General features: G+C 70.3%; 17 protein-coding genes. 6 read left to right on the top strand and 11 right to left on the bottom strand.

Translation table 11 applies throughout. From position 1 onward, the window contains the following. Positions 1-11 precede the first annotated feature (11 nt). The 4 genes from ABZ154_RS30305 to eccD all read right to left on the bottom strand — a co-directional run bounded on the left by ABZ154_RS30305 (position 12) and on the right by eccD (position 5,890). Positions 12-1,391, bottom strand: a complete 1,380-nt coding sequence (locus ABZ154_RS30305; RefSeq protein WP_356837567.1) for a pitrilysin family protein — start codon at positions 1,389-1,391, stop codon at positions 12-14. Further along, the gene (locus tag ABZ154_RS30300; protein WP_356837576.1) at positions 1,388-3,601 is read right to left on the bottom strand and encodes a polyribonucleotide nucleotidyltransferase; all 2,214 of its coding nucleotides are present in this window, start codon (positions 3,599-3,601) and stop codon (positions 1,388-1,390) included. Before ABZ154_RS30300 ends, ABZ154_RS30305 begins: the two co-directional genes overlap by 4 nt. Positions 3,602-3,897: 296 nt before the next feature. Then, complete coding sequence (gene rpsO, locus ABZ154_RS30295; protein ID WP_015611843.1) at positions 3,898-4,188, bottom strand: 30S ribosomal protein S15; 291 nt, start codon at positions 4,186-4,188, stop codon at positions 3,898-3,900. Positions 4,189-4,387: 199 nt separating this feature from the next. Then, complete coding sequence (eccD, locus tag ABZ154_RS30290) at positions 4,388-5,890, bottom strand: type VII secretion integral membrane protein EccD (RefSeq protein ID WP_356837575.1); 1,503 nt, start codon at positions 5,888-5,890, stop codon at positions 4,388-4,390. A gap of 343 nt (positions 5,891-6,233) precedes the next feature. On the opposite strand from eccD, the gene eccCa reads away from it, so the two are divergent. After that, positions 6,234-10,211 (top strand): type VII secretion protein EccCa, encoded by a 3,978-nt coding sequence (gene eccCa / locus ABZ154_RS30285; RefSeq protein WP_356837566.1) that lies wholly within the window; start codon positions 6,234-6,236, stop codon positions 10,209-10,211. Between the two features lie 193 nt (positions 10,212-10,404). Here eccCa and ABZ154_RS30280 read toward each other — a convergent pair whose 3' ends face one another. The 7 genes from ABZ154_RS30280 to eccB form a co-directional block, all read right to left on the bottom strand. Then, positions 10,405-10,704 carry a WXG100 family type VII secretion target gene (locus ABZ154_RS30280; RefSeq protein ID WP_356837565.1) on the bottom strand — a complete coding sequence of 100 codons (300 nt, stop codon included), beginning with the start codon at positions 10,702-10,704 and terminating at the stop codon, positions 10,405-10,407. A gap of 34 nt (positions 10,705-10,738) precedes the next feature. Continuing rightward, positions 10,739-11,101 carry a WXG100 family type VII secretion target gene (locus tag ABZ154_RS30275; protein ID WP_073882384.1) on the bottom strand — a complete coding sequence of 121 codons (363 nt, stop codon included), beginning with the start codon at positions 11,099-11,101 and terminating at the stop codon, positions 10,739-10,741. Between the two features lie 73 nt (positions 11,102-11,174). Then, positions 11,175-12,428, bottom strand: coding sequence for a S8 family serine peptidase (locus ABZ154_RS30270; RefSeq protein WP_356837564.1), 1,254 nt, complete (start codon positions 12,426-12,428; stop codon positions 11,175-11,177). 25 nt (positions 12,429-12,453) lie between these two features. Further along, positions 12,454-14,133 carry a hypothetical protein gene (locus ABZ154_RS30265; protein ID WP_356837563.1) on the bottom strand — a complete coding sequence of 560 codons (1,680 nt, stop codon included), beginning with the start codon at positions 14,131-14,133 and terminating at the stop codon, positions 12,454-12,456. Beyond that, a complete protein-coding gene (locus ABZ154_RS30260; RefSeq protein ID WP_356837562.1) occupies positions 14,130-14,576 on the bottom strand; it encodes a hypothetical protein in 447 nt (148 codons plus the stop codon). Before ABZ154_RS30260 ends, ABZ154_RS30265 begins: the two co-directional genes overlap by 4 nt. 148 nt (positions 14,577-14,724) lie before the next feature. After that, positions 14,725-15,990, bottom strand: a complete 1,266-nt coding sequence (gene mycP, locus ABZ154_RS30255; RefSeq protein WP_356837561.1) for a type VII secretion-associated serine protease mycosin — start codon at positions 15,988-15,990, stop codon at positions 14,725-14,727. A gap of 14 nt (positions 15,991-16,004) precedes the next feature. Next, positions 16,005-17,531 (bottom strand): type VII secretion protein EccB, encoded by a 1,527-nt coding sequence (gene eccB, locus ABZ154_RS30250; protein ID WP_356837560.1) that lies wholly within the window; start codon positions 17,529-17,531, stop codon positions 16,005-16,007. Between the two features lie 182 nt (positions 17,532-17,713). Between eccB and eccE the strand changes: the two genes are divergently transcribed. The 5 genes from eccE to ABZ154_RS30225 all read left to right on the top strand — a co-directional run bounded on the left by eccE (position 17,714) and on the right by ABZ154_RS30225 (position 25,604). Next, on the top strand, positions 17,714-19,051 hold the full coding sequence (eccE, locus tag ABZ154_RS30245; RefSeq protein WP_356837559.1) for a type VII secretion protein EccE: 1,338 nt from the start codon (positions 17,714-17,716) through the stop codon (positions 19,049-19,051). A 41-nt stretch (positions 19,052-19,092) separates the two neighbouring features. Then, a complete protein-coding gene (locus ABZ154_RS30240; RefSeq protein WP_356837558.1) occupies positions 19,093-19,803 on the top strand; it encodes a hypothetical protein in 711 nt (236 codons plus the stop codon). A gap of 97 nt (positions 19,804-19,900) precedes the next feature. After that, positions 19,901-20,134 carry a DUF397 domain-containing protein gene (locus ABZ154_RS30235; RefSeq protein ID WP_015611831.1) on the top strand — a complete coding sequence of 78 codons (234 nt, stop codon included), beginning with the start codon at positions 19,901-19,903 and terminating at the stop codon, positions 20,132-20,134. 330 nt (positions 20,135-20,464) lie between these two features. Continuing rightward, positions 20,465-23,530, top strand: a complete 3,066-nt coding sequence (locus ABZ154_RS30230; RefSeq protein WP_356837557.1) for an SCO5717 family growth-regulating ATPase — start codon at positions 20,465-20,467, stop codon at positions 23,528-23,530. Positions 23,531-23,726: 196 nt separating this feature from the next. Then, positions 23,727-25,604, top strand: a complete 1,878-nt coding sequence (locus tag ABZ154_RS30225; protein ID WP_356837556.1) for an ABC transporter substrate-binding protein — start codon at positions 23,727-23,729, stop codon at positions 25,602-25,604. Positions 25,605-25,708 lie beyond the last annotated feature (104 nt).

Genomic DNA, 25,708 nt, shown 5'->3' with positions numbered 1-25,708 from the left:
TCCTTAGGGGATTAGGAGACCGCTTCGTGGAGGCGGTCCGCCTGCTTGTCCTTGAGCGGGCCGATGACCGAGAGCGAGGGGCGGTGGGTGAGAAGCTCGCCCGCCACCTCCCGTACGTCGTCGGGGGTGACCTCCGCGATGCGGGCCAGCATGTCGTCGACGGACATCTGCTCGCCCCAGCACAGCTCACTCTTGCCGATACGGTTCATCAGCGCGCCGGTGTCCTCCAGGCCGAGGACGGTGGAGCCGGAGAGCTGGCCGATGGCGCGGGTGATCTCGTCGTCGTCCAGGCCGTGGGTGGCGACCCGGTCCAGCTCGTCGCGGCAGATCTTCAGGACGTCGTGGACCTGGCTGGGCCGGCAGCCCGCGTAGACGCCGAAGAGGCCGCAGTCGGCGAAGCCCGAGGTGTACGAGTACACGCTGTAGGCCAGGCCGCGCTTCTCCCGCACCTCCTGGAAGAGGCGCGAACTCATCCCGCCGCCGAGAGCGGTGTTGAGGACGCCGAGCGCCCAGCGGCGGTCGTCGGTGCGGGCGAGGCCGGGCATGCCGAGGACCACGTGGGCCTGCTCGGTCTTGCGGTTCAGGAGCTCCACCTTGCCCGCGGTGCGCAGGGTGCGGGAGCCCTCGCGGGGCGCCACGGGGACGGCGTCGTGACGGGAGAGCGCGCCGGCACGTTCGAAGGCCCTGCGTACCTGGCGTACGACCGTGGCGTGGTCGACGTTGCCGGCGGCGGCGACGACCAGGTGCGTGGGGTCGTAGTGCTTCTTGTAGAAACGGGCGATCTGGCCGCGGTTCAGCGCGTTGATCGTGTCGACGGTGCCGAGTACGGGGCGGCCGAGGGGGGTGTCGCCGAGCATGGTGTGCGCGAACAGGTCGTGCACGCAGTCGCCCGGGTCGTCCTCGGTCATCGCGATCTCTTCGAGGATGACGCCGCGCTCGGCGTCGACGTCCTCCGGGGCGATCAGCGAGCCGGTCAGCATGTCGCAGACGACGTCGATGGCGAGCGGCAGGTCGGTGTCCAGGACCCGCGCGTAGTAGCAGGTGTACTCCTTCGCCGTGAAGGCGTTCATCTCGCCGCCGACCGCGTCGATCGCGGAGGAGATGTCGAGGGCGGTGCGCTTGGCGGTGCCCTTGAAGAGGAGGTGCTCGAGGTAATGGGTCGCGCCGTTCAGGGTGGGCGTCTCGTCGCGGGAACCGACGTTGGCCCAGATTCCGAAGGTGGCGGACCGGACGGAGGGCAGGGTCTCGGTGACGATCCGCAGACCGCCGGGGAGGACGGTGCGGCGGACGGTGCCGATGCCGCCTGTGCCCTTGAGAAGCGTTTGGGTACGGGCGACGGCCCGCCCCTCCGAAGAGGGGCGGGCCGTCGTCGCGGAACTACGGGACGTCACTTGTCGGTGTCGTCCTTCGTCTCGTCCTCTTCACCCTCGACGACGGGGATGAGGGAGAGCTTGCCGCGGGAGTCGATCTCGGCGATCTCGACCTGGACCTTGGCACCGACCGCGAGCACGTCCTCGACGTTCTCCACGCGCTTGCCACCGGCGAGCTTGCGGATCTGCGAGATGTGCAGCAGGCCGTCCTTGCCCGGCATGAGCGAGACGAACGCGCCGAAGGTGGTCGTCTTGACGACCGTGCCCAGGTAGCGCTCGCCGACCTCCGGCATGGTCGGGTTGGCGATGGCGTTGATCGTGGCGCGGGCGGCCTCGGCCTGCGAACCCTGCTGGGCACCGATGTAGATGGTGCCGTCGTCCTCGATCGTGATGTCGGCGCCGGTGTCCTCCTGGATCTGGTTGATCATCTTGCCCTTGGGGCCGATGACCTCACCGATCTTGTCCACGGGGATCTTGACGGTGATGATCCGCGGGGCGTTCGGGGACATCTCGTCCGGGACGTCGATGGCCTCGTTCATGACGTCCAGGATGTGCAGACGCGCGTCACGGGCCTGCTTCAGCGCGGCGGCCAGGACCGAGGCGGGGATGCCGTCGAGCTTGGTGTCGAGCTGGAGCGCGGTCACGAACTGCTTCGTACCGGCGACCTTGAAGTCCATGTCGCCGAAGGCGTCCTCCGCACCGAGGATGTCGGTGAGGGCGACGTAGTGGGTCTTGCCGTCGATCTCCTGCGAGATCAGGCCCATGGCGATACCGGCGACGGCGGCCTTGAGGGGCACACCGGCGTTCAGCAGCGACATGGTGGAGGCGCAGACCGAGCCCATGGACGTCGAGCCGTTGGAGCCCAGCGCCTCGGAGACCTGGCGGATCGCGTAGGGGAACTCCTCGCGCGAGGGGAGAACCGGCACGATGGCGCGCTCGGCGAGCGCTCCGTGGCCGATCTCGCGGCGCTTGGGCGAGCCCACACGGCCGGTCTCGCCGACGGAGTACGGCGGGAAGTTGTAGTTGTGCATGTAGCGCTTGCGGGTCACCGGGGAGAGGGTGTCCAGCTGCTGCTCCATACGGAGCATGTTGAGGGTGGTGACGCCCAGAATCTGGGTCTCGCCACGCTCGAACAGCGCCGAGCCGTGCACGCGCGGGATGGCCTCGACCTCGGCGGCGAGCGTACGGATGTCCGTGACGCCGCGGCCGTCGATGCGGACCTTGTCCTTGATGACGCGCTCGCGGACCAGCTTCTTGGTCAGCGAGCGGTACGCGGCGGAGATCTCCTTCTCGCGGCCCTCGAAGGCCGGGAGGAGCTTCTCGGCGGCGATCTCCTTGACGCGGTCCAGCTCGGCCTCGCGGTCCTGCTTGCCGGCGATGGTGAGCGCCTGCGTCAGCTCGGAGGTGACGGCCTTGGCGAGCGCCTCGAAGACGTCGTCCTGGTAGTCCAGGAAGACCGGGAACTCGCCGACCGGCTTCGCGGCCTTGGAGGCGAGGTCGGACTGGGCCTTGCAGAGCGCCTTGATGAAGGGCTTCGCGGCGTCCAGACCGGCGGCGACGATCTCCTCGGTGGGAGCCTCGGCGCCGTCCTTGACGAGCTGGATGGTCTTCTCGGTGGCCTCGGCCTCGACCATCATGATCGCGACGTCGCCGTCCTCCAGGACGCGACCGGCGACGACCATGTCGAAGACGGCGTCCTCGAGCTCGGTGTGCGTCGGGAACGCGACCCACTGGCCCTTGATCAGGGCGACACGGGTGGCGCCGATCGGGCCGGAGAAGGGCAGGCCCGCCAGGATCGTGGAGCAGGAGGCGGCGTTGATCGCGACCACGTCGTACAGGTGGTCGGGGTTGAGCGCCATGATCGTCTCGACGATCTGGATCTCGTTGCGCAGGCCCTTCTTGAAGGAGGGGCGCAGCGGGCGGTCGATCAGGCGGCAGGTGAGGATCGCGTCCTCGGAGGGCCGGCCCTCACGACGGAAGAAGGAGCCGGGGATCTTGCCGGCCGCGTACTGCCGCTCCTCGACGTCCACCGTGAGGGGGAAGAAGTCGAGGTTCTCCTTGGGCCGCTTGGAGGCGGTGGTGGCCGACAGCACCATGGTGTCGTCGTCCAGGTACGCCACGGCGGAGCCGGCGGCCTGCTTGGCCAGGCGGCCCGTCTCGAAGCGGATGGTGCGGGTGCCGAAGGTTCCGTTGTCGATAACGGCCTCGGCGTAGTGGGTCTCGTTCTCCACTAGTGATTTCTCCATACTCGTCGTCTTTCGTCCTGCCGCCCGTATGGCGGAGGACGGTGCGGGAGAGGCGCACCGTGTGTGCGGGCCGGTCTTCGATCGAAGCTCCCGGGCATGTTCCCGGGGGCCACTACCGAGGACCGGCGGCGGCGTCGCTGCGCCTCTCCCTCGTGTGTTGCGGTGGTGCGGTGTGACAGGTGTTCCGGTGTCCAGGTTACTGAGCTTGACACCGGTCGTGCACGTACGGCAAAGGGAGCGGTCCCCTCAGACGCGGGAACCGCTCCCTCTCCACGGCGTACTTACTTGGCGCCGCCGGCCGCACCGCGGCGGATGCCGAGGCGGTCGACCAGCGCACGGAAGCGCTGGATGTCCTTCTTGGCCAGGTACTGCAGGAGGCGGCGACGCTGGCCGACCAGGATCAGCAGACCACGACGGGAGTGGTGGTCGTGCTTGTGCGTCTTGAGGTGCTCCGTCAGGTCCGAGATCCGGCGGGAAAGCATGGCGACCTGGACCTCGGGGGATCCCGTGTCGCCCTCCTTCTGCGCGAAGTCGGACATGATCTGCTTCTTCGTAGCGGCGTCGAGCGGCACGCGTACTCCTCTTGATGTTCTAAGCGCCCACGAGTGCCCCTGGTCTTGATCTCAGGGGAGCTTCCGTGACTCGGAGGCGAAGGTCCGATGAGCGCAGTCCCCAGGATGATCCGGAGAGGCGTACACAAACGGCCACTGGCCAGAGTACCAGCCATTCGGGTCACACCCGGACGGTGACCGCCGGGGGCCCGCCCGGTGGTCAGCTGGTGAGGGCGCGGATCGAGCGGTAGACGTCGAAGACCGCCAGGCAGAGCGGCAGCAGGGTGAGCAGGACGACCGTCTCGGCGATCTCCAGGAAGCGGCCCCAGAACGGGGTCACCCCCTTGCGCGGAACGATCAGGCCGATGGCGGTGATCAGGGCGGCGACGCCCGCGACGGCGGCGGCGAGCCACACCGTACGGATGTCCAGTGCGGAGCCTTCGCCCGGCAGCGCGTCGTGCACCTGGGTCAGCGGCGGGTTGAGGGAGAGGCCGAGGCCCAGGAAGACGAGGGAGCCGAGGCCCGCGGCGAGGGTGCAGCCGACCTGGGCGGTGTAACGGAACAGGTGGGCGCGCATCAGCATGGCGACCCCGGTGGCCAGGGCGAGCAGCTGGCCCCAGACGTTGTCCGAGAAGCCGAGCACCGCGGCGGCGGCCACGGCCACCAGTGCGCAGCCGCCGACCAGGCCGAGGAGGAGCTCGTGGCCGCGGCGCGCCTGGGCGGCGAGCCGTACGGCGTCGACCGGCCCCTGGGGGGCCGGCTCGGCGGTGCCGTAGTCGCCGACGGCGGAGCGGGGCGGTTCGAAGCCGATGGGGAGGCGGGCGAAGCGGGTGGCGAGGCCGGGCAGGAAGGCCAGGGCCCCCACGGCGAAGGGGGCGCACACGGCGGCGGCCTCGATGGGCGCCAGTTCCGCCGTGATCGCGATGAAGGTGACCACGAGGCCGGTGGCGCTCGCGAAGACGAAGGCGACGAACGGCCCGTCGCCTCCGGGTGCGGTGATCATGAGGATGACCGCGACCACCAGCACGGCGGCGCAGGCGAGCAGGAACTGAAGTCGCCCCACGCCCTGGCCGGTGCTGAGCGAGAGCAGCCCGGAACCGGCGACCGCGGCGTTCACCATCGCGCCGGTGCCGAGCGCGATCGACGAGCCCCGGTCGTCGTAGACCCGTGCGCGGACGCAGGCGAGGGCGAGCAGGAGTACGGCGGTGACCGCGGCCAGGATGCCCGGCAGGCCGTGCATGTCGCGCCGGGGGTCGGCCGTCCAGAGCACGAAGCCCAGCAGGCTCAGCAGTACGGACCCGCCGAAGAGACCGGCGCCGCGCATGAGGGAGTCGCCCCAGAGCGTGCGGTCCTTGGCCACGGCGGTGGCGACGGCGTCGGAGACGTCGTCGAAGACAGCGGGCGGCAGCGACTCGGCGAAGGGCCGCAGGGAGAGCAGTTCGCCGTCGAGGATGCGGTGGCCGGCCAGCGTACGGGCGCTGTCCAGGACGGTGCCGTCGCGGCGTACGAGGTGGTAGCCGACGGGGGCGCCGGGGGCGGGGCTCTGTCCGGAGAGCCGGAGGATCTCGGGGTAGAGGTCCGCGACGGGCACGTCCTCGGGCAACGCCACGTCGACCCGGCTGTCGGGTGCGACGACCGTGACCCGGCAGAAGCCCGTGCCGTTGCCGGACGGAACCCCGTGACTCGGCCGGCCGGTCGTGGTGGCTGCCGCTTGGGCCGTCATTGTCACCTGCTGCTCCCCCTGTTGCTCTGGACTTCGGCGTCGCTGTTGGGTGTCCGCCTGTTTTCTTCGGCTTTCGGCGTCGCTCTCGGATGACCGCGGCCGTTCCGGAACCGCTGTGTGCCGTTCTGGAACCTCTGCCGGAAACACCCCTGAGGACGGCGGATCCCGCCCCGCGCCCCTAATGACCGTCTTCTTGCGGTAGTTAGCGGATGCGTATGCGCATCGCGACACCCTACCGCCATGCGGCCCCCGCTCCGCCAGTAGGATCCATCCCGCGGATGGAGCCCGTCGCCACGGGGGCGCCGATAGGAACACTTCCGTCCGGCAAGGGAATTGGTGAGCTGTGAGCCAGATCGTTGTCAAGCGCCCACCGCGGGCCCTGCCCTCCGAAGTGCCGGTCGAGCAGGTGCAGTTGCAACCTCCGCCGGAGTTGCCCCGGGGTCAGCAGGAGGGCATGCTCATGCAGCTCCTGCCGATGCTGGGCATGGGCGGCTCGGTCGTCTTCTTCTTCATGACGCCGAACCCGATCATGCGGATCATGGGCGTGATCATGATCGCCTCCACGGTGGCCATGGCCATCGCCATGATGGTGCGTTTCCGGCGGGGCACCCAGGGGCAGCTCGCGGACATGCGGCGGGACTATCTGAAGTACCTGACGCAGACCCGGCGCACGGTGGTGAAGACGGCGCGCAAGCAGCGTGACGCACAGTTCTATCTGCACCCCTCGCCCGAGCAGTTGTGGGCGCTCGTCGCCGAGGGCAGCCGGGTGTGGGAGCGGCGGGTCGCCGACGCCGACTTCGCGCAGGTACGTATCGGTCTGGGCACCCAGGAGCTGGCCACGCCGCTCGTCGCGCCCGAGACGGCGCCGGTCGAGGAGCTGGAACCGCTGACCGCCGGGGCGATGCAGCAGTTCCTGACGACGCACTCCACGCTGGACGGCCTGCCCATGGCCGTCTCGCTGCGGGCGTTCTACCACGTGACGATCGGCGGCCACGCGGACTCCGCGCGCTCATCGGCGCGGGCGATGGTCGGTGCTCTGGCCTCGCTGCACTCCCCCGAGGACCTGGTGATCGGAATCGCCGCGGGCGCCGAGGCGGCCCCCCAGTGGGAGTGGGCGAAGTGGCTCCCCCACGTACAGGACGCGGGTTCGACCGACGGTGCGGGCAGCCGGCGCCTGATCACCACCGGTGTCCTGGAGCTCGAACAGCAGCTGGCGGCGCGTCTCGACGGCCGCCCGCGCTTCCAGCCCGGTGGCCAGCCGCTCCTGGAGCAGCCGCACGTCGTCATCGTGCTGGACGGCGATTCGGTGCCCCCGATGTCGGTGCTCGCCTCGGCCGAGGGGCTGCAGGGCGTGACGGTCATCGAGGTCGTGCCGGGCGAGGCGCAGGGGGCACGCGGCGGCCTCTCCGTCGTGGTGCAGCCGCAGTCGCTGCAGCTGGAGTCGGGGCAGGGGCTCGTCTACGAGGGGGTGCCCGACCTGCTGAGTTACGAGGCGGCCGAGGCGCTCGCCCGTCAGCTGGCCCCGCTGCACATGGCGACGGGCGGAGACGACGACGAGCCGCTGCTGGCCAACCTGGAGTTCACCGATCTGCTGAACCTGGGGGACGCGGCCTCCATCGAGGTGAGCCGGACCTGGCGCCCCCGCTCCCAGGCCGAACGGCTGCGCGTACCGATCGGCGTCGGCGAGGGCGGCGCGCCGGTGATGCTGGACCTCAAGGAGGCGGCCCAGGAGGGCATGGGCCCGCACGGGCTCTGTGTGGGTGCCACGGGTTCCGGAAAGTCGGAGCTGCTCCGGACGCTGGTGCTCGGCCTCGCCGTCACGCACACCTCGGAGACCCTCAACTTCGTCCTCGCGGACTTCAAGGGCGGCGCGACCTTCGCCGGCATGGCGCAGATGCCCCACGTGGCCGCGGTGATCACCAACCTCGCGGACGACCTGACGCTGGTCGACCGCATGGGCGACTCCATCAGCGGTGAGCTCAACCGCCGCCAGGAGATGCTGCGCGACGCGGGCAACTACGCCAACATCCACGACTACGAGAAGGCGCGCGCGGCGGGTGCGCCGCTGCAGCCCATCCCCTCACTGGTCCTGGTCATCGACGAGTTCAGCGAGCTGCTGACGGCGAAGCCCGACTTCATCGACATGTTCGTGCAGATCGGGCGCATCGGCCGTTCGCTGGGTGTGCACCTGCTGCTGGCATCGCAGCGCCTGGAGGAGGGGCGGCTGCGCGGGCTGGAGACGTACCTCTCGTACCGCATCGGTCTGCGGACGTTCTCGGCGGCCGAGTCCCGGTCGGCCATCGGGGTGCCCGACGCGTACCACCTGCCCAACGTGCCCGGTTCCGGGCTGCTCAAGTTCGGTACGGAGGAGATGGTGCGGTTCAAGGCCGCGTACGTCTCCGGGGTGTACCGGGCGGGAGGCCAGCCGGTCGCGTCCGGGGGCCCGCTGCCGGTGGACCGCAGGCCGGTTCCGTTCACGGCGGCGCCGGTGCCGGTGCGGTACGTGCAGCCGAGCCCGCAGGCCGGGGCGGCCGGGGTGCCGGACCAGCGGACGGGGGACGACGACGCGTTGGCGGACACGGTGCTCGATGTGATCGTGCGGCGGCTGGAGGGGCGGGGCGCCTCCGCCCACCAGGTGTGGCTCCCGCCGCTGGACAACCCGCCGTCGCTGGACGAGATCCTGCCGGGACTCTCGGCCGTACCGGGGCGCGGGCTGACGCAGCCCGGGTTCGAGGGGGCGGGACGTCTCGTCGTACCGCTGGGCGTGATCGACAAGCCGTTCGAGCAGCGGCGCGACACCCTCTACCGGGACTTCTCCGGGGCGGCGGGTCACATGCAGATCACCGGTGGTCCGCAGTCCGGCAAGTCGACCCTGCTCCGTACGCTCATCGCGGGCTTCGCGCTCACGCACACTCCGCAGGAAGTCCAGTTCTACGGGCTCGACTTCGGCGGTGGCGGCATGTCGTCCATCGCGGGCCTCCCGCACGTCGGCGGGGTCGCCTCGCGGCTGGACCCCGAGCGGGTCCGCCGTACGGTCGCCGAGGTGTACGGCATCCTCTCGCGGCGCGAGGAGTACTTCCGCAGCGCCGGCATCGACTCCATCGCCACCTTCCGCCGGATGCGGGCGCGCGGCGAGATCTCGGTGACGGACCAGCCGTGGGGTGACGTCTTCCTGATCATCGACGGCTGGGGCAACTTCCGTACGGATTACGAGGCGCTGGAGAACGCCGCCGTGGACATCGCGGCGCGTGGCCTCGGCTACGGCATCCACCTGATCGTCACCGCGTCACGGTCCATGGAGGTCAGGGCGAGCCTGAAGGACCACCTCATGAACCGCCTGGAGCTGCGACTCGGCGATGTCATGGACTCCGAGCTGGACCGCAAGGTCGCCGTCAACGTGCCCGCCGGGGTGCCGGGTCGCGGGCTGACGCCGGAGAAGCTGCACTTCATGGCGGCGGTGCCGCGGATCGACGGCATCAACTCCGACAGCGATCTCTCCGAGGCGACGGCCGCGATGAACGCGGAGGTCGCCCGCCACTGGACGGCTCCGCCCGCACCGCAGGTACGCCTGCTGCCGCGCTCCCTGCCGGCGAGCGAACTGCCGGCGGGCTACGCCGCTCCGGAGCGCGGTATCGCCTTCGGCATCGACGAGAACAACCTCGCGCCGGTCTTCGTCGACTTCGACCACGACCCGTTCTTCCTGATCTTCGGCGAGAGCGAGTCCGGCAAGTCCAACCTGCTGCGGCTGGTGATCAAGCAGCTCACCGAGCGGTACGACGGGGACACCTGCAAGCTCTTCGTCATCGACAACCGGCGCTCGCTGCTGGACGTGACCCCGTCGACGCACCTGGCGGAGTACATCCCCATGTCCAACAACATGGACCACCACATGGTCGCCCTGCACGACCTCATGAAGCGCCGCACCCCGTCGGCCGACGTCACGGCCCAGGAACTGCGGGACCGCAGCTGGTGGCGCGGACCGACGGTCTACGTGGTCATCGACGACTTCGACCTGGTCGCCACGTCGAGCGGCAACCCGCTGTCGTCCTTGACGGAGTTGCTGCCGTTCGCCCGGGATGTGGGCGTCCGCTTCATCATCGCCCGCAACACGGCGGGGGCGAGCCGGGCGCTGTACGACCCGTTCCTCCAGCGCATGACGGAGCTGGGAGCGCAAGGCGTGCTGCTGTCGGGTGACCCGATGGAGGGCGACGTCCTCGGCGGCGTACGCCCGCGGCCGATGCCGGCGGGGCGGGGCCTGTTCGTCACCCGGCGGCGGGGGAACCCGCTGGTGCAGACGGGGTTGGTGGACGGGGGGCAGTAGGCGGGGACGCTGCCGAGTACGTGGGAGGGGGCGCTGGATGTCCAGCGCCCCCTCCCCTTTGCATCGCTCGTGCCGACATAAAGCGGACATGTATCCGTGCTGACGTACCGCGGACATGCGTCAGGGTGGACACCTCCCGCGCGTGTCCACCCTGATGTGCTGCTGAGCAGCCTGCTTCTTCCAGCCGGATCGGCTACTGGAAGTTCGCCGCCGCCCGCTTGTCACCGCTGCGGTAGGCCGTCTCCGCGTCGCGCACGGCGCGGGAGATCTGGGCGAGGTTCTCCTTGATGCCCGTCGCCTGCAGGTCCCACCGGCCCTGCGCGGAGCGGTAGGCCGTCTTGGCTTCGCCCTCCCACAGCTCCGAGACCGAGGCGATCATGGTCTTGATCGCCCGCAGGTCCTGGTCGAGCTGCTTGGCCTGACGATCGATCGACGCGGCCGCGAGATCGAGGCTGGCATAAGTGACGACCGTCGTACCGTCGTTGGTGGCCATGTGGTCCTCCTTCAGTCGAGTTGCGGAATACGGGTCAGAAGTTGTTCAGGTTCGAGGTCCGGGCCGTGGCCGCGGCGTCGCCCGAATAGCCGTCGACGACGTCCACTCCCATGAGGGCGGCCTTGATCTCTTCCTCGTTGTTGCCCGAGATGGTACGGGCGGCCTTGATGGCTTCCTGGAAGCGCAGCAGCTCGTTGCCGATGCCGACCATGTTGTTGTTGATCTGGACCTGCTTCTGATTGAACGCTCCGGCGCCGATGCCCTTCCAGGCACCTTCCAGGCTGTCGATCGTCGCGTTCAGCTGCTTGAGCTGGCCCTTCACCGACTCGAACCTTTCGGTGAGGTCCCCCTCGAGCCTGAGTAGGGCCGCAGCTGAGACTTTCTGGTCTGCCGACATGGCTTTCCTTTCCTTCCGGTGGATTGTGCGAGCCGGCATGGTTCGCCGGCCGGTACATGTGAGGAACCTGCGGTCAGGCCGCGCCGCGCCTGCGGACGACGGCGAAGACCACTCCCCCGAGGACGGCCACGCCCGCGATACCGCCGACGATCAGGCCCAGGGGGACACCATCGCCCGACGCCGCCTCGCTGTCGCCCGCCGCGACGGTCTCGTCGGCCTTGTCGGCCTTCCCGTTCTGGGCGGGCTGGTCGGAGGCGGGGGCGGAGGCTGTGGAGGAAGGGGCAGGGGAGGCCAGGGAGCCGCCGGTCCGCTCCTCGGTGAGGGGGCTGATGTCCGGGTCTCCGGGATCGCCCTTGCCCTTGAGGATGTTCATCGCGGGGCGGATGAGGCCGTGGCCGAGGTAGGCGCTGCGGTCGCCCTTCTTCCACGTGCGACTAGCTGTGTCGAAGAGCACGTTGAGCACTTGGTTCGCGGTCCAGTCGGGGTGGGCGGACCACACCAGGGCGGCGGAGGCGGAGGCGATGGCGGTGGCGGCGCTGGTTCCGCCGTCCCCGTCGCAGTAGCTCTTGAAGGAATTGTTGCACCAGCGCGGAATATCACTGCCGGGAGCAGCAATGTCTACGGTGTTTCCGTTTGTGGAAAACTCAGAGACTTTTCCCTTGCGGTCCGCAGCAGCTACACCCACTACTTGTGGATATGAAGCTGGGTACTGCTCCTTGTTGCCTTCCTCCGCATTATTCCCCACGCCGGCAAAGAAAAGCTTTCCCTTTTGCTGTGCGTACTTTACGGCGTCGCGCTCCTGACTTGATGAGTAGTCGCTAGCAAAGGACATATTGATGATCTTCGCATCGCTGTCAGCGGCTGCCCGGATAGCGTCTTCAGCGTCATTCGCATTGACCGAATTTTCATTTTGGAATTCTGTGTCACTGATGCGCATAGGAATAATTTTCGCCCCTGGGGCGAGCCCCTGCAGCCCACCCTCCTTGCCCGTCCCCGCGATCAGCTCAGCCATGTTGGTGCCATGTCCGCGGTAGTCATCGTGCTCGTCACCGGCGGCATTCGTAGCGTCGAGGCCCTTGAGAACTTGGCCTTTCAGGGAAGGCGTAGCCGCGTTGACGCCCGTGTCGATGACAGCGACTTTGACGCCTTCGCCCGTCGTGACCTTCCACATTTCCTCAGCCTGCAACGCACTGAGGTACCACTGTTTGGACTGCACGTCCGCAGCCGCGGCAGGCTGTGCCGCACCGGCAAGGACCACACTCCACGAAGCGGCCACAGCCAGTGCGCTGAGTACACGCTTCTGGGGACGGCCCATTCCTGCTGTCATCCTGACTTCCGAACCTTCCCTGGGGCTACTGTTCGACCACCGGCGGCACGGCTCCGCGCCGTCGGGCAGCCCATGTTTCTTCGTCTTCGGTCAGGTAATCCGGACGAGTCGACCCGGTGTTCTCCTCGTCCTTCCGGTCAGTCTTCCGCCGACCGACAGGGCCACGGACGAGGCCCGCGCCCCCGGCTGTGAAGCCCTTGGAGCCGGAGCCCGACGTCCCTCGGGCAGCTCCGACCACTCCATTCGCACCCGAGACAGGCGCCCCACGCTGGCCGGAGCGCGGCGCACTGCCACTCGCGCCGGGTCCGCCGATCACCGTTCCTCGCGGCACTCCACGTGCCCCGCCAGCCCCGGACGCTCCAGAGGTGGCACGCTGCGGAGTGCCGCCCACGATGCCGTTGCCCTGTCCCGCACGAGAGCTGCCCGGCGCTGCCGTGCCACCGTGGGCGGCCATGGGCCGGCCGCCCGTCACGCCGGACTGACCGGCCGTGGGCAGCTGTGCACCTCCGCCAGGGCGCCCCGTGGCTGATGGCCCACTGGCCATCGGGCTCCCCCTGCCGATGGGAGTGCCCGTGCCACCTCTTGCTGCGGCGCCGGCACCGGTGGGGGATGCCTTGCCCAGTCCTCGCCCGGCCTGATTCACGGACCGGGGCCCACCAGCGGAGCCCGTGGCCCGCGAGTGGCTTGCCGATACCGGGTTCCCGAGACCGGGCGCCATGGGCGGCGTCGGTGTATTGACCGGGCCTGGGCCGCTGGTGGCCGGTGGCGTGGGAGGGGTACCGGTGGCCGCATTCGGAACGGTCGGGGTCGCAACACTGTTGATCTCTGTGGACGTGCTCTTGTCCAGCACAGGTGCCGAGCCAAGAGCTACGTCCGGGGTCCGGCCATCGGGAGAGCTGACGGTTCCAGAGACACCTGCGCCCGAGCGCTCTGCGTTGCCTGGTGTCGTGCCGCCGCCCGACGTGTCTGCGCCGGGAGGTGCGGTGACGGCTGTGGGTTTTTCGACGCCGCCCCTGGGCCTGGGCATGTTGACACCAAGCCGCTGATCGAACCGCGGCGGCTCCTGCCCCGCCAGCACCTCCTCCGACACCGCGTAGTACGACGCCAGCCGGTTGATCTGGTTGATGGCCTCCTGGCGGTTCTTCTCCACCGTGAGAGCGGCCGCATACTGCGGGTTCGTCTCGGTCCGGGCGGGGAACAGGATGTCGTCCACGTCCGTCTGGATCATCCGGCTGTCGCGCGGCGGCATGGAGCTGCGTACCGACGCCAGGCCGGTGCCGGCCACCGTGATCTGTGTGCCCGCCGCGTCCGCGAAGTCGCCGAGCTTCGTGGCGTGGGTGACCAGGCCCTTGCCCCACTTGCGGAAGGCCTCACCGGAATCGCCCTGCCAGTCGACGCCGTCGATGTGGTCGCCGAGCTCCTTCGCCGCGCTCCGGATCGCATCCCTGGCCTTCCAGAGCGCCTCGCCCGCGTTCTCCAGGTCCGCCGGGTTGGCGTTCTCCACCAGGTCGATGATGGCGTTGAGGTCGTGTCCCTCGAACGAGGTACGGCCTGCTCTGCCGCCGCCGCCTCCGAAAGGAAAGAGGCTCAGGACCTCCCGACCCAGCTCCGTCATATCGGTGACGACCAGCTGGGTCTTGACGCGGCCCTCGTCCTGCTTCTGCTGTTCGGCCGGAGTCAGTTCCGGCTGCTTCTCGTCGCTCACTTCGTCTCCCACCCGTCGCCCTGGCCTTCGCGGTTGTCGGCCTCGGGCTTGGCGGCCTTCTCGCGCTCCCGGTCCATCCGTGTCTGGATCTCGTGGAAGCGCCGCCGGGTCTCGTCGTCCACGTTGTCGAAACCGACCGCCGCCGCGTGCACGCCCAGGCTCAGGTACTCGATCTGCTCGCCCAGCGACTTGGAGAGCGAGATCAGCGACTCGTGCACGCGGTTGTACTGGGTGTAGAGGCCGTCCGCCTCGGCGAAGCGGGCGTTCGGGCCGCTCAAGGAGGCGCGCGACACCTTCTGGGCCGCCACCTTCGACTTGCCGGCCGCCGAGCCCTCCAGGTCCGCGAGCAGGGCGTCCACCCGCTTCTTGAACGTCTCCAGCGCGCCTACGCCGCGCCTGAGGTCACCTGGACCGGTCACAATGCCGTCCTCCCCGTTGTGCATCCCCGTTTGCTCGGATCGTTCCGCGTTGCTATCGCATCGATGCGATCCGAGCCCATCTCATCCGGTAACTCTAGTCACTGCGTGGCGCCGGGCCAATTGGGTTGGCGGCCACGTGACTTGTCTCATGCCTCAGCCGAGTTCTCCTCCGTCAGCCGCCGCCCGCCAGCCGCCTCTTGCGGCGTCTCGTGTCCCGTACGGCCACTGCCGCACCGGCGATCGCGGCCACCAGGACGCCGCCGCCCACGACGACGTACGTCGCGAGGCGGGCGTTGCGTTCGTCGGCCGTTTCGCCCAGGTGGAGCTTTGCCGTGGTCGGTGCTTCGCCTTTGCTCATGCCCTCGCTCGCGACCGGGCGCTCGATGGGCTTGTCGTCCTCGGTGAGGGCGCGTACCGGGTCGACGACGCCCCAGCCCACGTGGCGGTCGTGGCCCGCCACCGAGCGCTCCGCCGTCTGCTGCATCTGGGCCACGATCTGGCGCTGCGTCCAGCGGGGGTGCTTGGCCTTGATCAGCGCGGCGACCCCGGCGACGTACGGGGCGGAGAAACTGGTGCCGTTGTCGGCGCAGTGGCCGCCGCCGGGGACGGTGGAGACCATGTCCACGCCGGGGGCGGCGATGCCGACGAACGGGCCGCCCTGGGAGAAGTACGCGCGTTCGTTGTTCCGGTCCGAGGAGGCGACGGCGAGGACGCCCTCGTAGGAAGCGGGGTAGGTCGGCTTCGTTTGGCCGTCCATGCCGTCGTTGCCCGCTGAGGCGATGACCACGATGTCGTTGCCCAGGGCGTGGTCGATCGCCTCCTTCAGGCGCGGTGTCGGTGCGACGGCGTCGGCTGTGTCCTGGGAGATGTTGATGATGTGGGCCTTCGCCTCGTCGGCGGCGTAGCGGATGGCCCTGGCCAGGGACTCCGCCGTTCCGTTGCCGTCGGCGTCGTTCTGCTGGATCGGGATGATCGTCGCGTCGGGGGCGAGACCGGCGAAGCCCGTGCCTTTCGCCTCGCGTGCGGCGATGATGCCGGCCACCTTGGTGCCGTGGCCCACCGTGTCCGTGGTTCCGTTCTCCTTGCCGCGTTCGATCTCCCGGCCGTCCTCGGTCTTGAGCTTCTTCGGCAGGAAGTTCTTGCCCGCCTTGACGTCGACGGCCGGGGTCAGCTGGGGGTTCTTCACGTCGACGCCGGTGTCGATGACCGCCACGCGTACGCCCTTTCCGGTGGACTGCTTCCACAGCTCGTCCATGAGGACGCGCTGCAACGACCAGGGGCGGCCCGGGTACTTCTTCCCGCCGAACGTGCACTGGGTCGTGTCGTCCGCGGCTGACTGAGGGGCCGGCAGGGCGACGAGGAGGAATGTGGTGGCCGCGGCCGTCGTCAGGAGGCGTTTGGTCGTCGAAGGCAGGGGCGTGCGTGCGAGGCGTGTCATCGGCGTACCGCTCCTCACGAACCCTGCGGCTGGCTCGCCGCGCCCGTCGAGAGCCGCGGGCCCGTCGGCAGGAACGTGGACCAGGCAGCGGGGACGGGGGTGGGGTCGACGTCCTTGTAGCCGAGGAGGTTCTGGGCCTGCTGGGCCTCCTGCCGGCGCGCCTCCCGTTCCTTCTTGGAGCCGGACGCGCCGATGCCGGAGTCGTCCTGTCCGCTGTCGCTGTTGGACTGCATCGCGTAGCGCAGTCCGGTGTCGGTGACCAGGAAGAGGAAGCCGGCGTCGGTGTTGGAGCCCTGGAACTGGCGGAAGAGCTCGCCGGATCCGGGGGTGACGTAGGCGCTGGAGGAGCCGGTGGGGAGCGTCGCCGGGAAGCTCGTACCCACCCAGGTGGAGAGGGTGGTGGCACCGTTGTCGGCATCGACGTCGCGCAGGACGTTGCACACGGTGTTCCGGCTTCCCTTCGTCATGGCCGGGGAGTTGACGGCCTGCGCCTCGTGGACCGGCCAGTCCAGCTCCGCGCCGAAGGCCCGGCCCGGTGAGAACGCCGAGGCGCCCACCGGCTTCACCTGGCCGGCCTGGCCGAGCTTGTCCAGGTCCCGGCTGCTGAGCAGGAGCTTGGCGATGAAGTCCGAGACCGGGGCGACCCTGCCGGGGAGGACGACGTACTGCTGGGTCCTGGTTCCGGCGGTGGCGGCCAGGACCATGCCGACCTTGTTCGTGTCGTCGTCCAGCGTGCCCGGGACGTTCGCGGGAGTGCCCGGGACGCCGTCCAGGGTCGGGAACGTGATCCGGTCGCCCTGGTGGAGCGTCGCCAGCCATGCGGCGGAGACCCGCTGGGGCTTGGCGTTCGGGTCGACCAGGGTGCGCAGCAGCAGTTCGTCGGCGGGGACCGGGTACGCCTTGCCCGTGGCGTCCACGAGGTAGCGGGTCCGGTCGGGCCCCTCGACGTACATCACCTCGCCGCCGCGCAGCTTCCCCTTGCCCTCGGTCTTCTTCTCCTCGCGCTCGGCGAAGACGAAGGCGGCCTTCTGGATGGCCCGGCCGCCCTCACCGGGCTGTTCGCAGACCGCCCAGCGCTTGGCGGATCCGGCGTCCTTGGGGTCGGGCAGCCGGTCGGGGGCGTACGGGATGCCGAGCGTCGCGCCGTGCGGGATCGTGCCGTTGTCCAGCACCGATTCGTCGACGTTGACGACCTTGCCCTTGTCCTGGGCGAGCAGGAGCTTGGCCGAGGACATGTTCAGGACGGGGTGGAGCTGCTTCTTGCCGTCGGTCGTCAACACCACGTAGCGGGTGGTGGACTTGCTGGCGATGATGACGTTCTCGTTGGGGGTGTCCCAGTCCTTGGGGGCCACCGGCTTGAACATGCCCCAGGCGCCGAATACGGCGAGGACGACGACGCCGATGATCGCCCCCGGCACGACCGCGCGCAGGGGGCGTGGTGCGCCTTCCTCGGAGCCGGTCGGGTTGGGTTGCAGGAACTGTGCGATCAACCTCCGCTTCGCAAAGGTGTAGGCGTTGAGCTCATCCCGCCGTGATGCCATGTTCCGCTGCCCCTTCTCCCCAGTGGTCGACCAGGGTGCCACACACACCGTCGGCCCCTGGTGTCGCACCGGGCCCCTACTATGCCCCCAGGGGCTCGGCCCCCACTGCTCAGGTAGGGTGACCACCCGGTCAACACCCGTGCAAAAAACGGTGAATACGGACACGAGGGGGCAACGCGGCAATGGGTGCAGCTACGCGAGAGCGCACCGGGCGGTCCGGCCGCAGAACCCCCGGGCCTTCCCGTCGGCAACGCAGCAACGAGCCGGCCGCCACAGCCCCTGCCACCGCGTCGAGCGCCCCCGCGGCAACCACCCTGCGCGCCACCGCGCGGACCGGCCGGGTCCGGCCCCTGCGGCGGCAGCTGGTGATCATCGAGGCGGCGCTCGCGGTGGCCGTGGTGGGTGCGGCGCTCGGCGGTGCCTGGCTGGTGCCCGCCGGCGTGCTCGTCGTGCTTCTGATGCTGCTCGCGGTGGTACGCCGCCGGGGCCGGGCGCTCCAGGACTGGCTGTCCAGCGCCCTCATGCTCAAGGCCCGGCAGCGGGCGGCGGCACCGGGAGCCGACGCGGAGCCGATGCTGGCCCCGGTCGCGGAGAACGTGCCCGGCTTCGGCCCCCACATCTACGTCGACCGGGACCACCGCACGGTGGGCATGCTCGGCGACGGCACGTTCCTGACCGCCGCGGTGCGGGTGGAGGCGAGCGGTGAGGCGCTGCGGCCCGCGTTCGGCGCCCGCTCACTCCCGCTGTCGCTGCTCGGTGACGCCCTCCGGGTCGACGACATCGTGCTGGAGTCGGCGCAGTTGGTGCAGCAGGTACGGGCCGCTCCCGCCCCTCATCTGCCGCAGCAGTCGGTGGCCCGCCTCTCGTACGCGCCCCTCCAGGACAAGACCGGGGCGCCCGCCCTGCGGATGACCTGGGTGGCGGTGAAGCTGGATCCTGAGCTGTGCCGGGAGGCCATCGAGGCGCGCGGTGGCGGGCTCGAAGGGGCCCAGCGCGCTCTGGTGCGGGTCGCGGACCATGTGGCGAGCCGGATCACGGGGGCCGGGTTCCGGGCCGTGGTGCTGGACCAGGACGAGCTGAACTCGGCCGTCGCCACGTCCGCCTGCGCCAACCCCCTGCTCTCGGGGCGCGCCGGGCGCCCGGACGCCGCACCGCAGCGGCGCACCATGGAGACCTCGCGGGTCTGGCGGTGCGACGACCGGTGGCACACCACGTACGCCGTGGACCGCTGGCCCGAGTTGGGCCGGGGCGCGACGCCGCTCCCGCAGCTGGTCGCGCTGCTGACGTCGGTCCCCGCGTATGCCACGACCTTCAGCCTGACCGTACGGCGCGGTGCGCGGCAGGGCGAGACGAGTGTGAGCGGCCATGTCCGGGTGACCGGCGGATCGGACACCGAGCTGGTCGGCGTGCGGAGGACGTTGGAGCAGGCCGCCCGGCACGCGAAGGTGGGTCTGGCGCGGCTGGACCGCGAACAGCTGCCGGGTGTGCTGGCGACGCTCCCCCTGGGAGGGGCCCAGTGAGAAGCGGATCGCGGAGAGGCGGAGCAGCAGTGGCGCGTGGTGTGACGGAGCGGACCGGGGCCAGGCGCGGACTGCTCGGTCCCCGCCACGCGGGCCACACCGTGCCCACCGACCACCTCGGCGCCCTGTCGCTCCCGGTCGGCGACGACGGCGTGATCATCGGCAACGACGCGGAGGGGCGCCCGCAGCTGATCGGGTTCCACCGGCCGGTCCCGTACGACGTCACGTTGATCGGCGGGCTGTGGACGGCACAGGTGCTGGCGCTGCGCGCCGCGGGCACCGGTGCGCGGGTGGCCGTCGAGACCGGCCGGGTGCAGGCCTGGACCACGCTGGCGCAGGCGGCGGGCGCCGGGCTGGAGTGCGTCTCCCTGTACGACGTGGGGCGGGTCCCGCCCACGGGTGCCGCGGTCGGCAGCCCCGTGGTGGTCATCCGCGACTGCGGTATGCGACCGCCCCGCGGCCGGGTGATCTCCTCCCCCTGGCAGTCCGTGCTGACGCTGCTCCCCTACCTCAGCCCCGTCGCACCGAGGTTGCTGCGCTCTTCGGCGCTCGTGGGCATCCAGCGGGTCTCGCCCGACGAGGCGCAGCAGATCGGCCGGATCCTGGGGCTGGCACCGGCCGAGAGCGAGGCGCTGCCGACACTGGCGGACGGTGTGACGCTCTGGGTGGCGGGCCGCGACCACCACTGGGTGATGACGAGTGCGACGGACGCGGAGACCGGTCTGCTGGGCACAGCTCGCCGGATGGACTGATTCCTCTCCCGTTCGCACCACATGCGCCCCTCCCACCAGGGAGCATGGACCATGCAACGACACACAGTTCGACGGTTCGATCGGAAGGGACGCCGGCATGGGCACCCAGCAGGAAAAGGACGAGCTCTACGCTCTCGACATCTCGGGCGTGGAGTGGCTGAGCGCGCCCGGCACCGAGGACGTCGAGGAGCGGGTCGAGATCGCGCATCTGCCCGGGGGCGCGGTGGCCATGCGTTCCTCCCTGGACCCGGACACCGTCCTGCGGTACACGGAGGCGGAGTGGCGGGCGTTCGTCCTGGGTGCTCGCGACGGTGAGTTCGACCTCAAGTAGGCGACGTACGCGGTACGAGGGTGGCGGCCGGGCCTGGCCGCCACCCTTCGCCATGCCGGTCCACGTCCAGAATCGACCGCCTCTCTCTTCCGCTTCTGCCGCACTCGGTCCGCCGGTGAGCGGCACCTGACCCGAGGGGCGCTCCTTGCCGTGCGATACGGCCTGCCGGAGTTCGCCCGATGGCGATTAGGGTGGGTGGGGCGCGGCAGAAGAAACCTGCGAGCGGGTTGTGCGCGTCGCAAGGGGGAGAGCCGGGCGTACCGGGCCCAATGAGACCGGTCGCCCCCACCCACCACGGCACAAGGGTGCTCGACCACACCAGGAGGCATAGTGAACAGCGATCGGGACGAGATCCGCGGCGGATGGAACACGCCCGTCGACGAGTCGTCCGACGCGGATCCCGCCGAGATGACGGGTGAGTTCACCATCGACTACACCCCTCCCGCCTGGTATACGCAGAACGCGGCGGGGGACTCGTCGGGTGGCGCGGGCTCCCACCTGGCACCGCCTCCGCCACCGCACGGGGCCCCTGTGTCCGTGCCGGAGCAGCCGTCCCAGGGCGGGTTCGACCCCACCTGGTCCCCTGCACCTCCGGCACCGCCCGCCCCTGCGGATTCCCCCGTCGAGCCTGCCGTGCCGACGGCGCCTGCTCCCGCCGCCGATCCGGTCGGGCCTGTCGTTCCCGGTGCGCCGGCCTCTCCGGCCGCCTCCGCCGACGCCTCCGGTGACCCGGGGCCGTTCGGGGGCGGCGATCTGGAGAGCGGCGCCACGATGCGGTTCTCTCCGGCCGCCCTCAAGCGTGAGATCGCCGAGCGCGAGGCGGCGGCGGAGGCTCCCGCCGCGGAGGCGGAGACGGACTCCGGCCTGTCCGGTACGGAGCCGGGTTCGGCTTCCTCCCGTACGGAGTCGGACTCCACGGCCGCCGACGGTGCGGACGCGGGCCACGGCACGGATACGGACACGGACGGCGCAACGGACGCGTCGGCCACCGCGGATGCCCCGAAGCTCCCGGACTCCGCCGACGCGGCGGACCCGGCAGACCCGGGCGACGTGCCCGCCTCGGGCGACCACGCGGACGGCGGTGCGGGCGATGGCCGCTCCCCCGACGCCGAGGCAGGCCCCCATGCCGGCGCCGTCCCGCAGGACGCCGCTGCCCCGGAGGCCCCGCCCGCCGCGCCGCCCCGACCGCAGGCCTCCGCCGCGCCGGTCCCGTGGTCCGTGCCCGCCGAGGGCAGCGCGCTGCCGCCGTTGCCGCCCGCCTTCCAGCCGGCGGCCCCGCAGCCCACCGCCCCGCAGCCCGCGGCGCAGTGGCCCGCCCCCGTGCCGCCCCACGAGGCCCCCGGCGGTTACGGCTTCCCGCACGCGGCCCAGCCGCCGCAGGCACCTCAGCAGCCCCACGCACCGCAGCAGCCCCAGCCGCTCCCCGGCCAGGGGCCCCAGGGAACACCCCTGCCGCCCCAGGCCCCCCAGGGCGCGGGCGGCTACGGCTTCCCGCAGCAACAGCCGCACCAGCAGCTGCCCCCGCAGGGTGCCCAAGGCGGCTACGGCTTCCCGCAGGCCCCCCCGCCCCAGGCCCCCAACGCACCCCAGCAGCACCAGCAGCCCGCCCCCTTCCCCGCGCAGGCCACCCCCAATCTGCCCGCACCCGTCGCCCCGGCCTCCCCCCGGCAGCCGGACCCGCATCACCAGCAGGGACAGCAGCAGGGCCGGCCCCAGCCGCCCCACGCCCAGCAGCAGCCGGGCCACCAAGGCGGCCCGGACCAGCCCGTCGACCCCCGCGCCGGCGGCGCCTGGCCCACCCCGGTCACCCACGACCAACGCGAGCGTTCCGTGCCGGGCGCGCCCCTCGGGTACACGGCGGCGGTCGAGCTCTCCTCCGACCGGCTCGTGCGGGGCAAGCAGAAGGCGAAGAGCAGCCGTAACCCCTCCGCCGCCTCCCGGTTCAAGCTGGGCGGCAAGAAGGAGGAGGCCGAGCGGCTGCGCAAGCTGGAGCTGATCCGTACGCCGGTGCTCTCCTGTTACCGGATCGCCGTCATCAGCCTCAAGGGCGGCGTCGGCAAGACCACCACCACGACCGCGCTGGGCTCGACCCTGGCCACCGAGCGGCAGGACAAGATCCTCGCCATCGACGCCAACCCGGACGCGGGCACGCTCGGGCGCCGGGTGCGGCGCGAGACCGGGGCCACGATCCGCGACCTGGTCCAGGCGATCCCGTACCTCAACTCCTACATGGACATCCGGAGGTTCACCTCGCAGGCCCCCTCCGGCCTCGAGATCATCGCCAACGATGTGGACCCGGCGGTCTCCACGGCGTTCAACGACGAGGACTACCGCCGCGCGATCGACGTGCTCGGCAAGCAGTACCCGATCATCCTCACCGACTCGGGCACCGGTCTCCTCTACAGCGCCATGCGCGGCGTGCTGGACCTCGCCGACCAGCTGATCATCATCTCCACGCCCTCGGTCGACGGCGCCTCCAGCGCCTCCACCACCCTGGACTGGCTCTCGGCGCACGGGTACGCGGACCTGGTGCAGCGTTCGCTCACCGTCATCTCGGGTGTCCGCGAGACCGGCAAGATGATCAAGGTCGACGACATCGTGCAGCACTTCGAGACCCGCTGCCGGGGTGTCGTGGTCGTCCCGTTCGACGAGCACCTGGCGGCGGGCGCCGAGGTCGACCTCGACATGATGCGACCCAAGACCCGTGAGGCGTACTTCCACCTCTCGGCCCTCGTCGCGGAGGACTTCGCGCGCGCCCAGCAGCAGCAGGGGCTGTGGACGGCGGACGGCCAGAACCCGCCTCCTCAGTACGCCCCGCCGATGCCGGGCCAGCAGGGCTACCCGGCGCCGGGCCAGCCGATGCCCGGTCAGCCTGGCCAGCCGGCCCACGCCCCGCAACAGCCCCACAGTCCACAGCACCCGCAACAGCCCTACCCGCAGCAGCAGCCGGGCGGCTCCGGCGGCCAGCAGCCGTACGCGCCCCAGCAGCCCGCCCCCGGCCAGCCCTACCAGCCGCAGCAGCAGCCGTACCCCGGCCAGCAGGGCCACCCGGGCCAGCAAGCTCAGCAGGGCCGGCCGATGCCGGGTCAGCAGCCCTACCCCGGACAGCAGCCCCAGCCGCCGTACGGGGGATATCAGCCGGGCGCTCCCCAGCCCCCGCAGCAGCCCTACCCCCCGCAGCCGGGTCCTGCCGGACAGCAGAACGGGTGGCAGCAGTCGCCGCCCCCGCAGGCCCAGTCGGGTGGACCGGCCCCCGCCGTGCCTCCGCAGGGACAGCCGGGCGGTCAGGCGGGTGGTCAGGACAACCCGGCAGGCCAGCCCGATCTGCAGGGTCCGGTGGATCCGGCGGGGTGGCAGCAGGGATCTCCGCAGCCGCCGCAGGCTCCTCACCAGTAAGGCGTTAGAGGTCTAAACCAATGAGGGCTCGCACCGCTCACGCGGTGCGGGCCCTCATCGCTGTTTTCCCAGCCCACACGCGGTTTGACGGACCGTTGACGAGCCTCGCGACCGCTGATAGACCTTCGCTTCACCAGCTGGCGAACCAGAGATCAACCCGCCTTCTCAAGCGAGTGATGACGCGAGGTCCCCGTCCATGGTCACAAGAGTTTCCTCCCGCACCCTCCGGCCCGGCAGGCGCCTGCGTACCCTGCTGGCCTCGGGCGCGGCCGCCCTGGCCCTCACCGCCGGGGCCGTCGTCCCGGGAAACCCGCTCGCACCCGCGCCCTCGGAGGCACGCGCCGACGACGGGAAGACGACGCTCACGGTCGCCGTCGCGCAGAGCGTCGACTCGCTGAGCCCGTTCCTCGCCCAGCGGCTGCTGAGCACGAGCATCCACCGGCTGATGTACGACTACCTGACCAACTACGACGCCAAGGACAACACGGCGATCCCGGGGCTCGCCACCGCATGGGAGCCGTCCGCGGACAAGCTGACGTGGACGTACACGATCCGGCCGGACTCGAAGTGGTCCGACGGGCAGCAGGCCACCGCCCAGGACGCGGCCTGGACGTTCAACACGATGATGGCCGACGAGGGGGCGGCCACCTCCAACGGCAGCTTCGTCGGCAACTTCGAGAAGGTGACCGCGCCCAGCAAGGACAAGCTGGTCATCCAGCTGAAGGAGCCGCAGGCCACGATGGCCGCGCTCGATGTGCCCATCGTGCCCAAGCACGTCTGGGAGAAGGTCGACGACTTCTCCAAGTACAACAACGACAAGGACTTCCCCGTCGTGGGGAACGGCCCGTTCATCCTGACGGACTACAAGGTCGACAGCTATGTGAAGCTCAAGGCCAACAAGGACTTCTGGCGCGGCTCGCCCAAGTTCGACGAGCTGGTCTTCCGCTACTACAAGGACCAGGACGCGGCCGTGGCCGCCCTGCGCAAGGGCGAGGTGTCCTTCGTCGCGGGCAGCCCCAGCCTCACCCCGGCCCAGTCGGCCTCGCTGGAGAACGCCCCGGACATCAAGGTGAACGACGCCCCCGGCCGCCGCTTCTTCGCGCTCGCCGTCAACCCCGGAGCCCGCACCAAGGACGGGAAGAAGTTCGGCGACGGCCACCCGGCGCTGCTCGACCAGAAGGTGCGTCACGCGCTGTTCATGGCGGTCGACCGCAAGACCATCATCGACAAGGTCTTCCAGGGCCACGCCGTCGAGGGTGAGGGGTACATCCCGCCGCGCTTCTCCGACTACTTCTGGAAGCCCTCGGACGGCCAGAAGCTCGCCTACGACCCGGCGAAGGCCGCCACCCTGCTGAACGAGGCCGGGTACAGGAAGAACAGCGCGGGCAAGCGTGTCGGCAAGGACGGCAAGCCGCTGGACTTCCGCATCCTCTGCCACGCCACCGACCCCAACGACAAGGCCATCGGCAAATACCTCCAGGAGTGGTGGGGCGAGCAGGGCATCGGGCTGAAGGTCGACTGCCTCGACAACGTCTCCGACCCCTGGTACGCGGGTGAGTACGATCTCGCCTTCGACGGCTGGTCCGTCAACCCGGACCCCGACTTCGTCCTCTCGATCCACACCTGCGCCGCGCTGCCGTCCAAGGCGAAGGAGTCGGCGGCGACGGACAACTTCATCTGCGACAAGCAGTACGACGAGCTCTACAAGAAGCAACTGGCCGAGTACGACCCCGCCAAGCGGGCGGATCTTGTGCGGCAACTGGAGTCGCGGCTGTACGACACCGGGTACATGAACGTCATGGCGTACCCGAATGCCGTCGAGGCCTACCGCACCGACCACATCGAGTCCATCACCACCATGCCGGCGGCCGCGGGCAACATCTACGGCCAGGACGGCTACTGGAGCTGGTGGTCGGCGGTCCCTGCCGCAGGGGCCTCCTCGTCGTCCGCCTCCGACTCCGGTGGCAGCTCCACCGGGGTGCTGATCGGGGTCGGGATCGCCGTCGTCGTCCTCGCCGGTGGCGGACTGCTGTTCGCCATGCGTCGCCGCTCCACCGCGGAAGACCGTGAATAGTCCATGAGCTCAGAAAGCACTCCAGCGCTCCTGAAGGGCGCGGCGGGCGTGGTCACCGAGTCCAGCATGCCGAACGGGACCGGTGGCAGTCCACCGGTCCCGTC

It is taken from the genome of Streptomyces sp. NPDC006261, from assembly GCF_040613515.1.
Taxonomy (GTDB): domain Bacteria; phylum Actinomycetota; class Actinomycetes; order Streptomycetales; family Streptomycetaceae; genus Streptomyces.
Note: the sequence above shows the minus strand (reverse complement) of the source record. Positions and strands in the feature narration are given on the sequence as shown.

What these genes read in the sequence shown, in the direction of transcription:
- eccD (WP_356837575.1), bottom strand. Translation starts at nt 5,890, where the DNA reads ATGACGGCCCAAGCGGCAGCCACCACGACCGGCCGGCCGAGTCACGGG.
- ABZ154_RS30280 (WP_356837565.1), bottom strand. Translation starts at nt 10,704, where the DNA reads ATGGCCACCAACGACGGTACGACGGTCGTCACTTATGCCAGCCTCGAT.
- ABZ154_RS30275 (WP_073882384.1), bottom strand. Translation starts at nt 11,101, where the DNA reads ATGTCGGCAGACCAGAAAGTCTCAGCTGCGGCCCTACTCAGGCTCGAG.
- ABZ154_RS30270 (WP_356837564.1), bottom strand. Translation starts at nt 12,428, where the DNA reads ATGACAGCAGGAATGGGCCGTCCCCAGAAGCGTGTACTCAGCGCACTG.
- ABZ154_RS30260 (WP_356837562.1), bottom strand. Translation starts at nt 14,576, where the DNA reads ATGCACAACGGGGAGGACGGCATTGTGACCGGTCCAGGTGACCTCAGG.
- mycP (WP_356837561.1), bottom strand. Translation starts at nt 15,990, where the DNA reads ATGACACGCCTCGCACGCACGCCCCTGCCTTCGACGACCAAACGCCTC.
- eccB (WP_356837560.1), bottom strand. Translation starts at nt 17,531, where the DNA reads ATGGCATCACGGCGGGATGAGCTCAACGCCTACACCTTTGCGAAGCGG.
- eccE (WP_356837559.1), top strand. Translation starts at nt 17,714, where the DNA reads ATGGGTGCAGCTACGCGAGAGCGCACCGGGCGGTCCGGCCGCAGAACC.
- ABZ154_RS30235 (WP_015611831.1), top strand. Translation starts at nt 19,901, where the DNA reads ATGGGCACCCAGCAGGAAAAGGACGAGCTCTACGCTCTCGACATCTCG.
- ABZ154_RS30225 (WP_356837556.1), top strand. Translation starts at nt 23,727, where the DNA reads ATGGTCACAAGAGTTTCCTCCCGCACCCTCCGGCCCGGCAGGCGCCTG.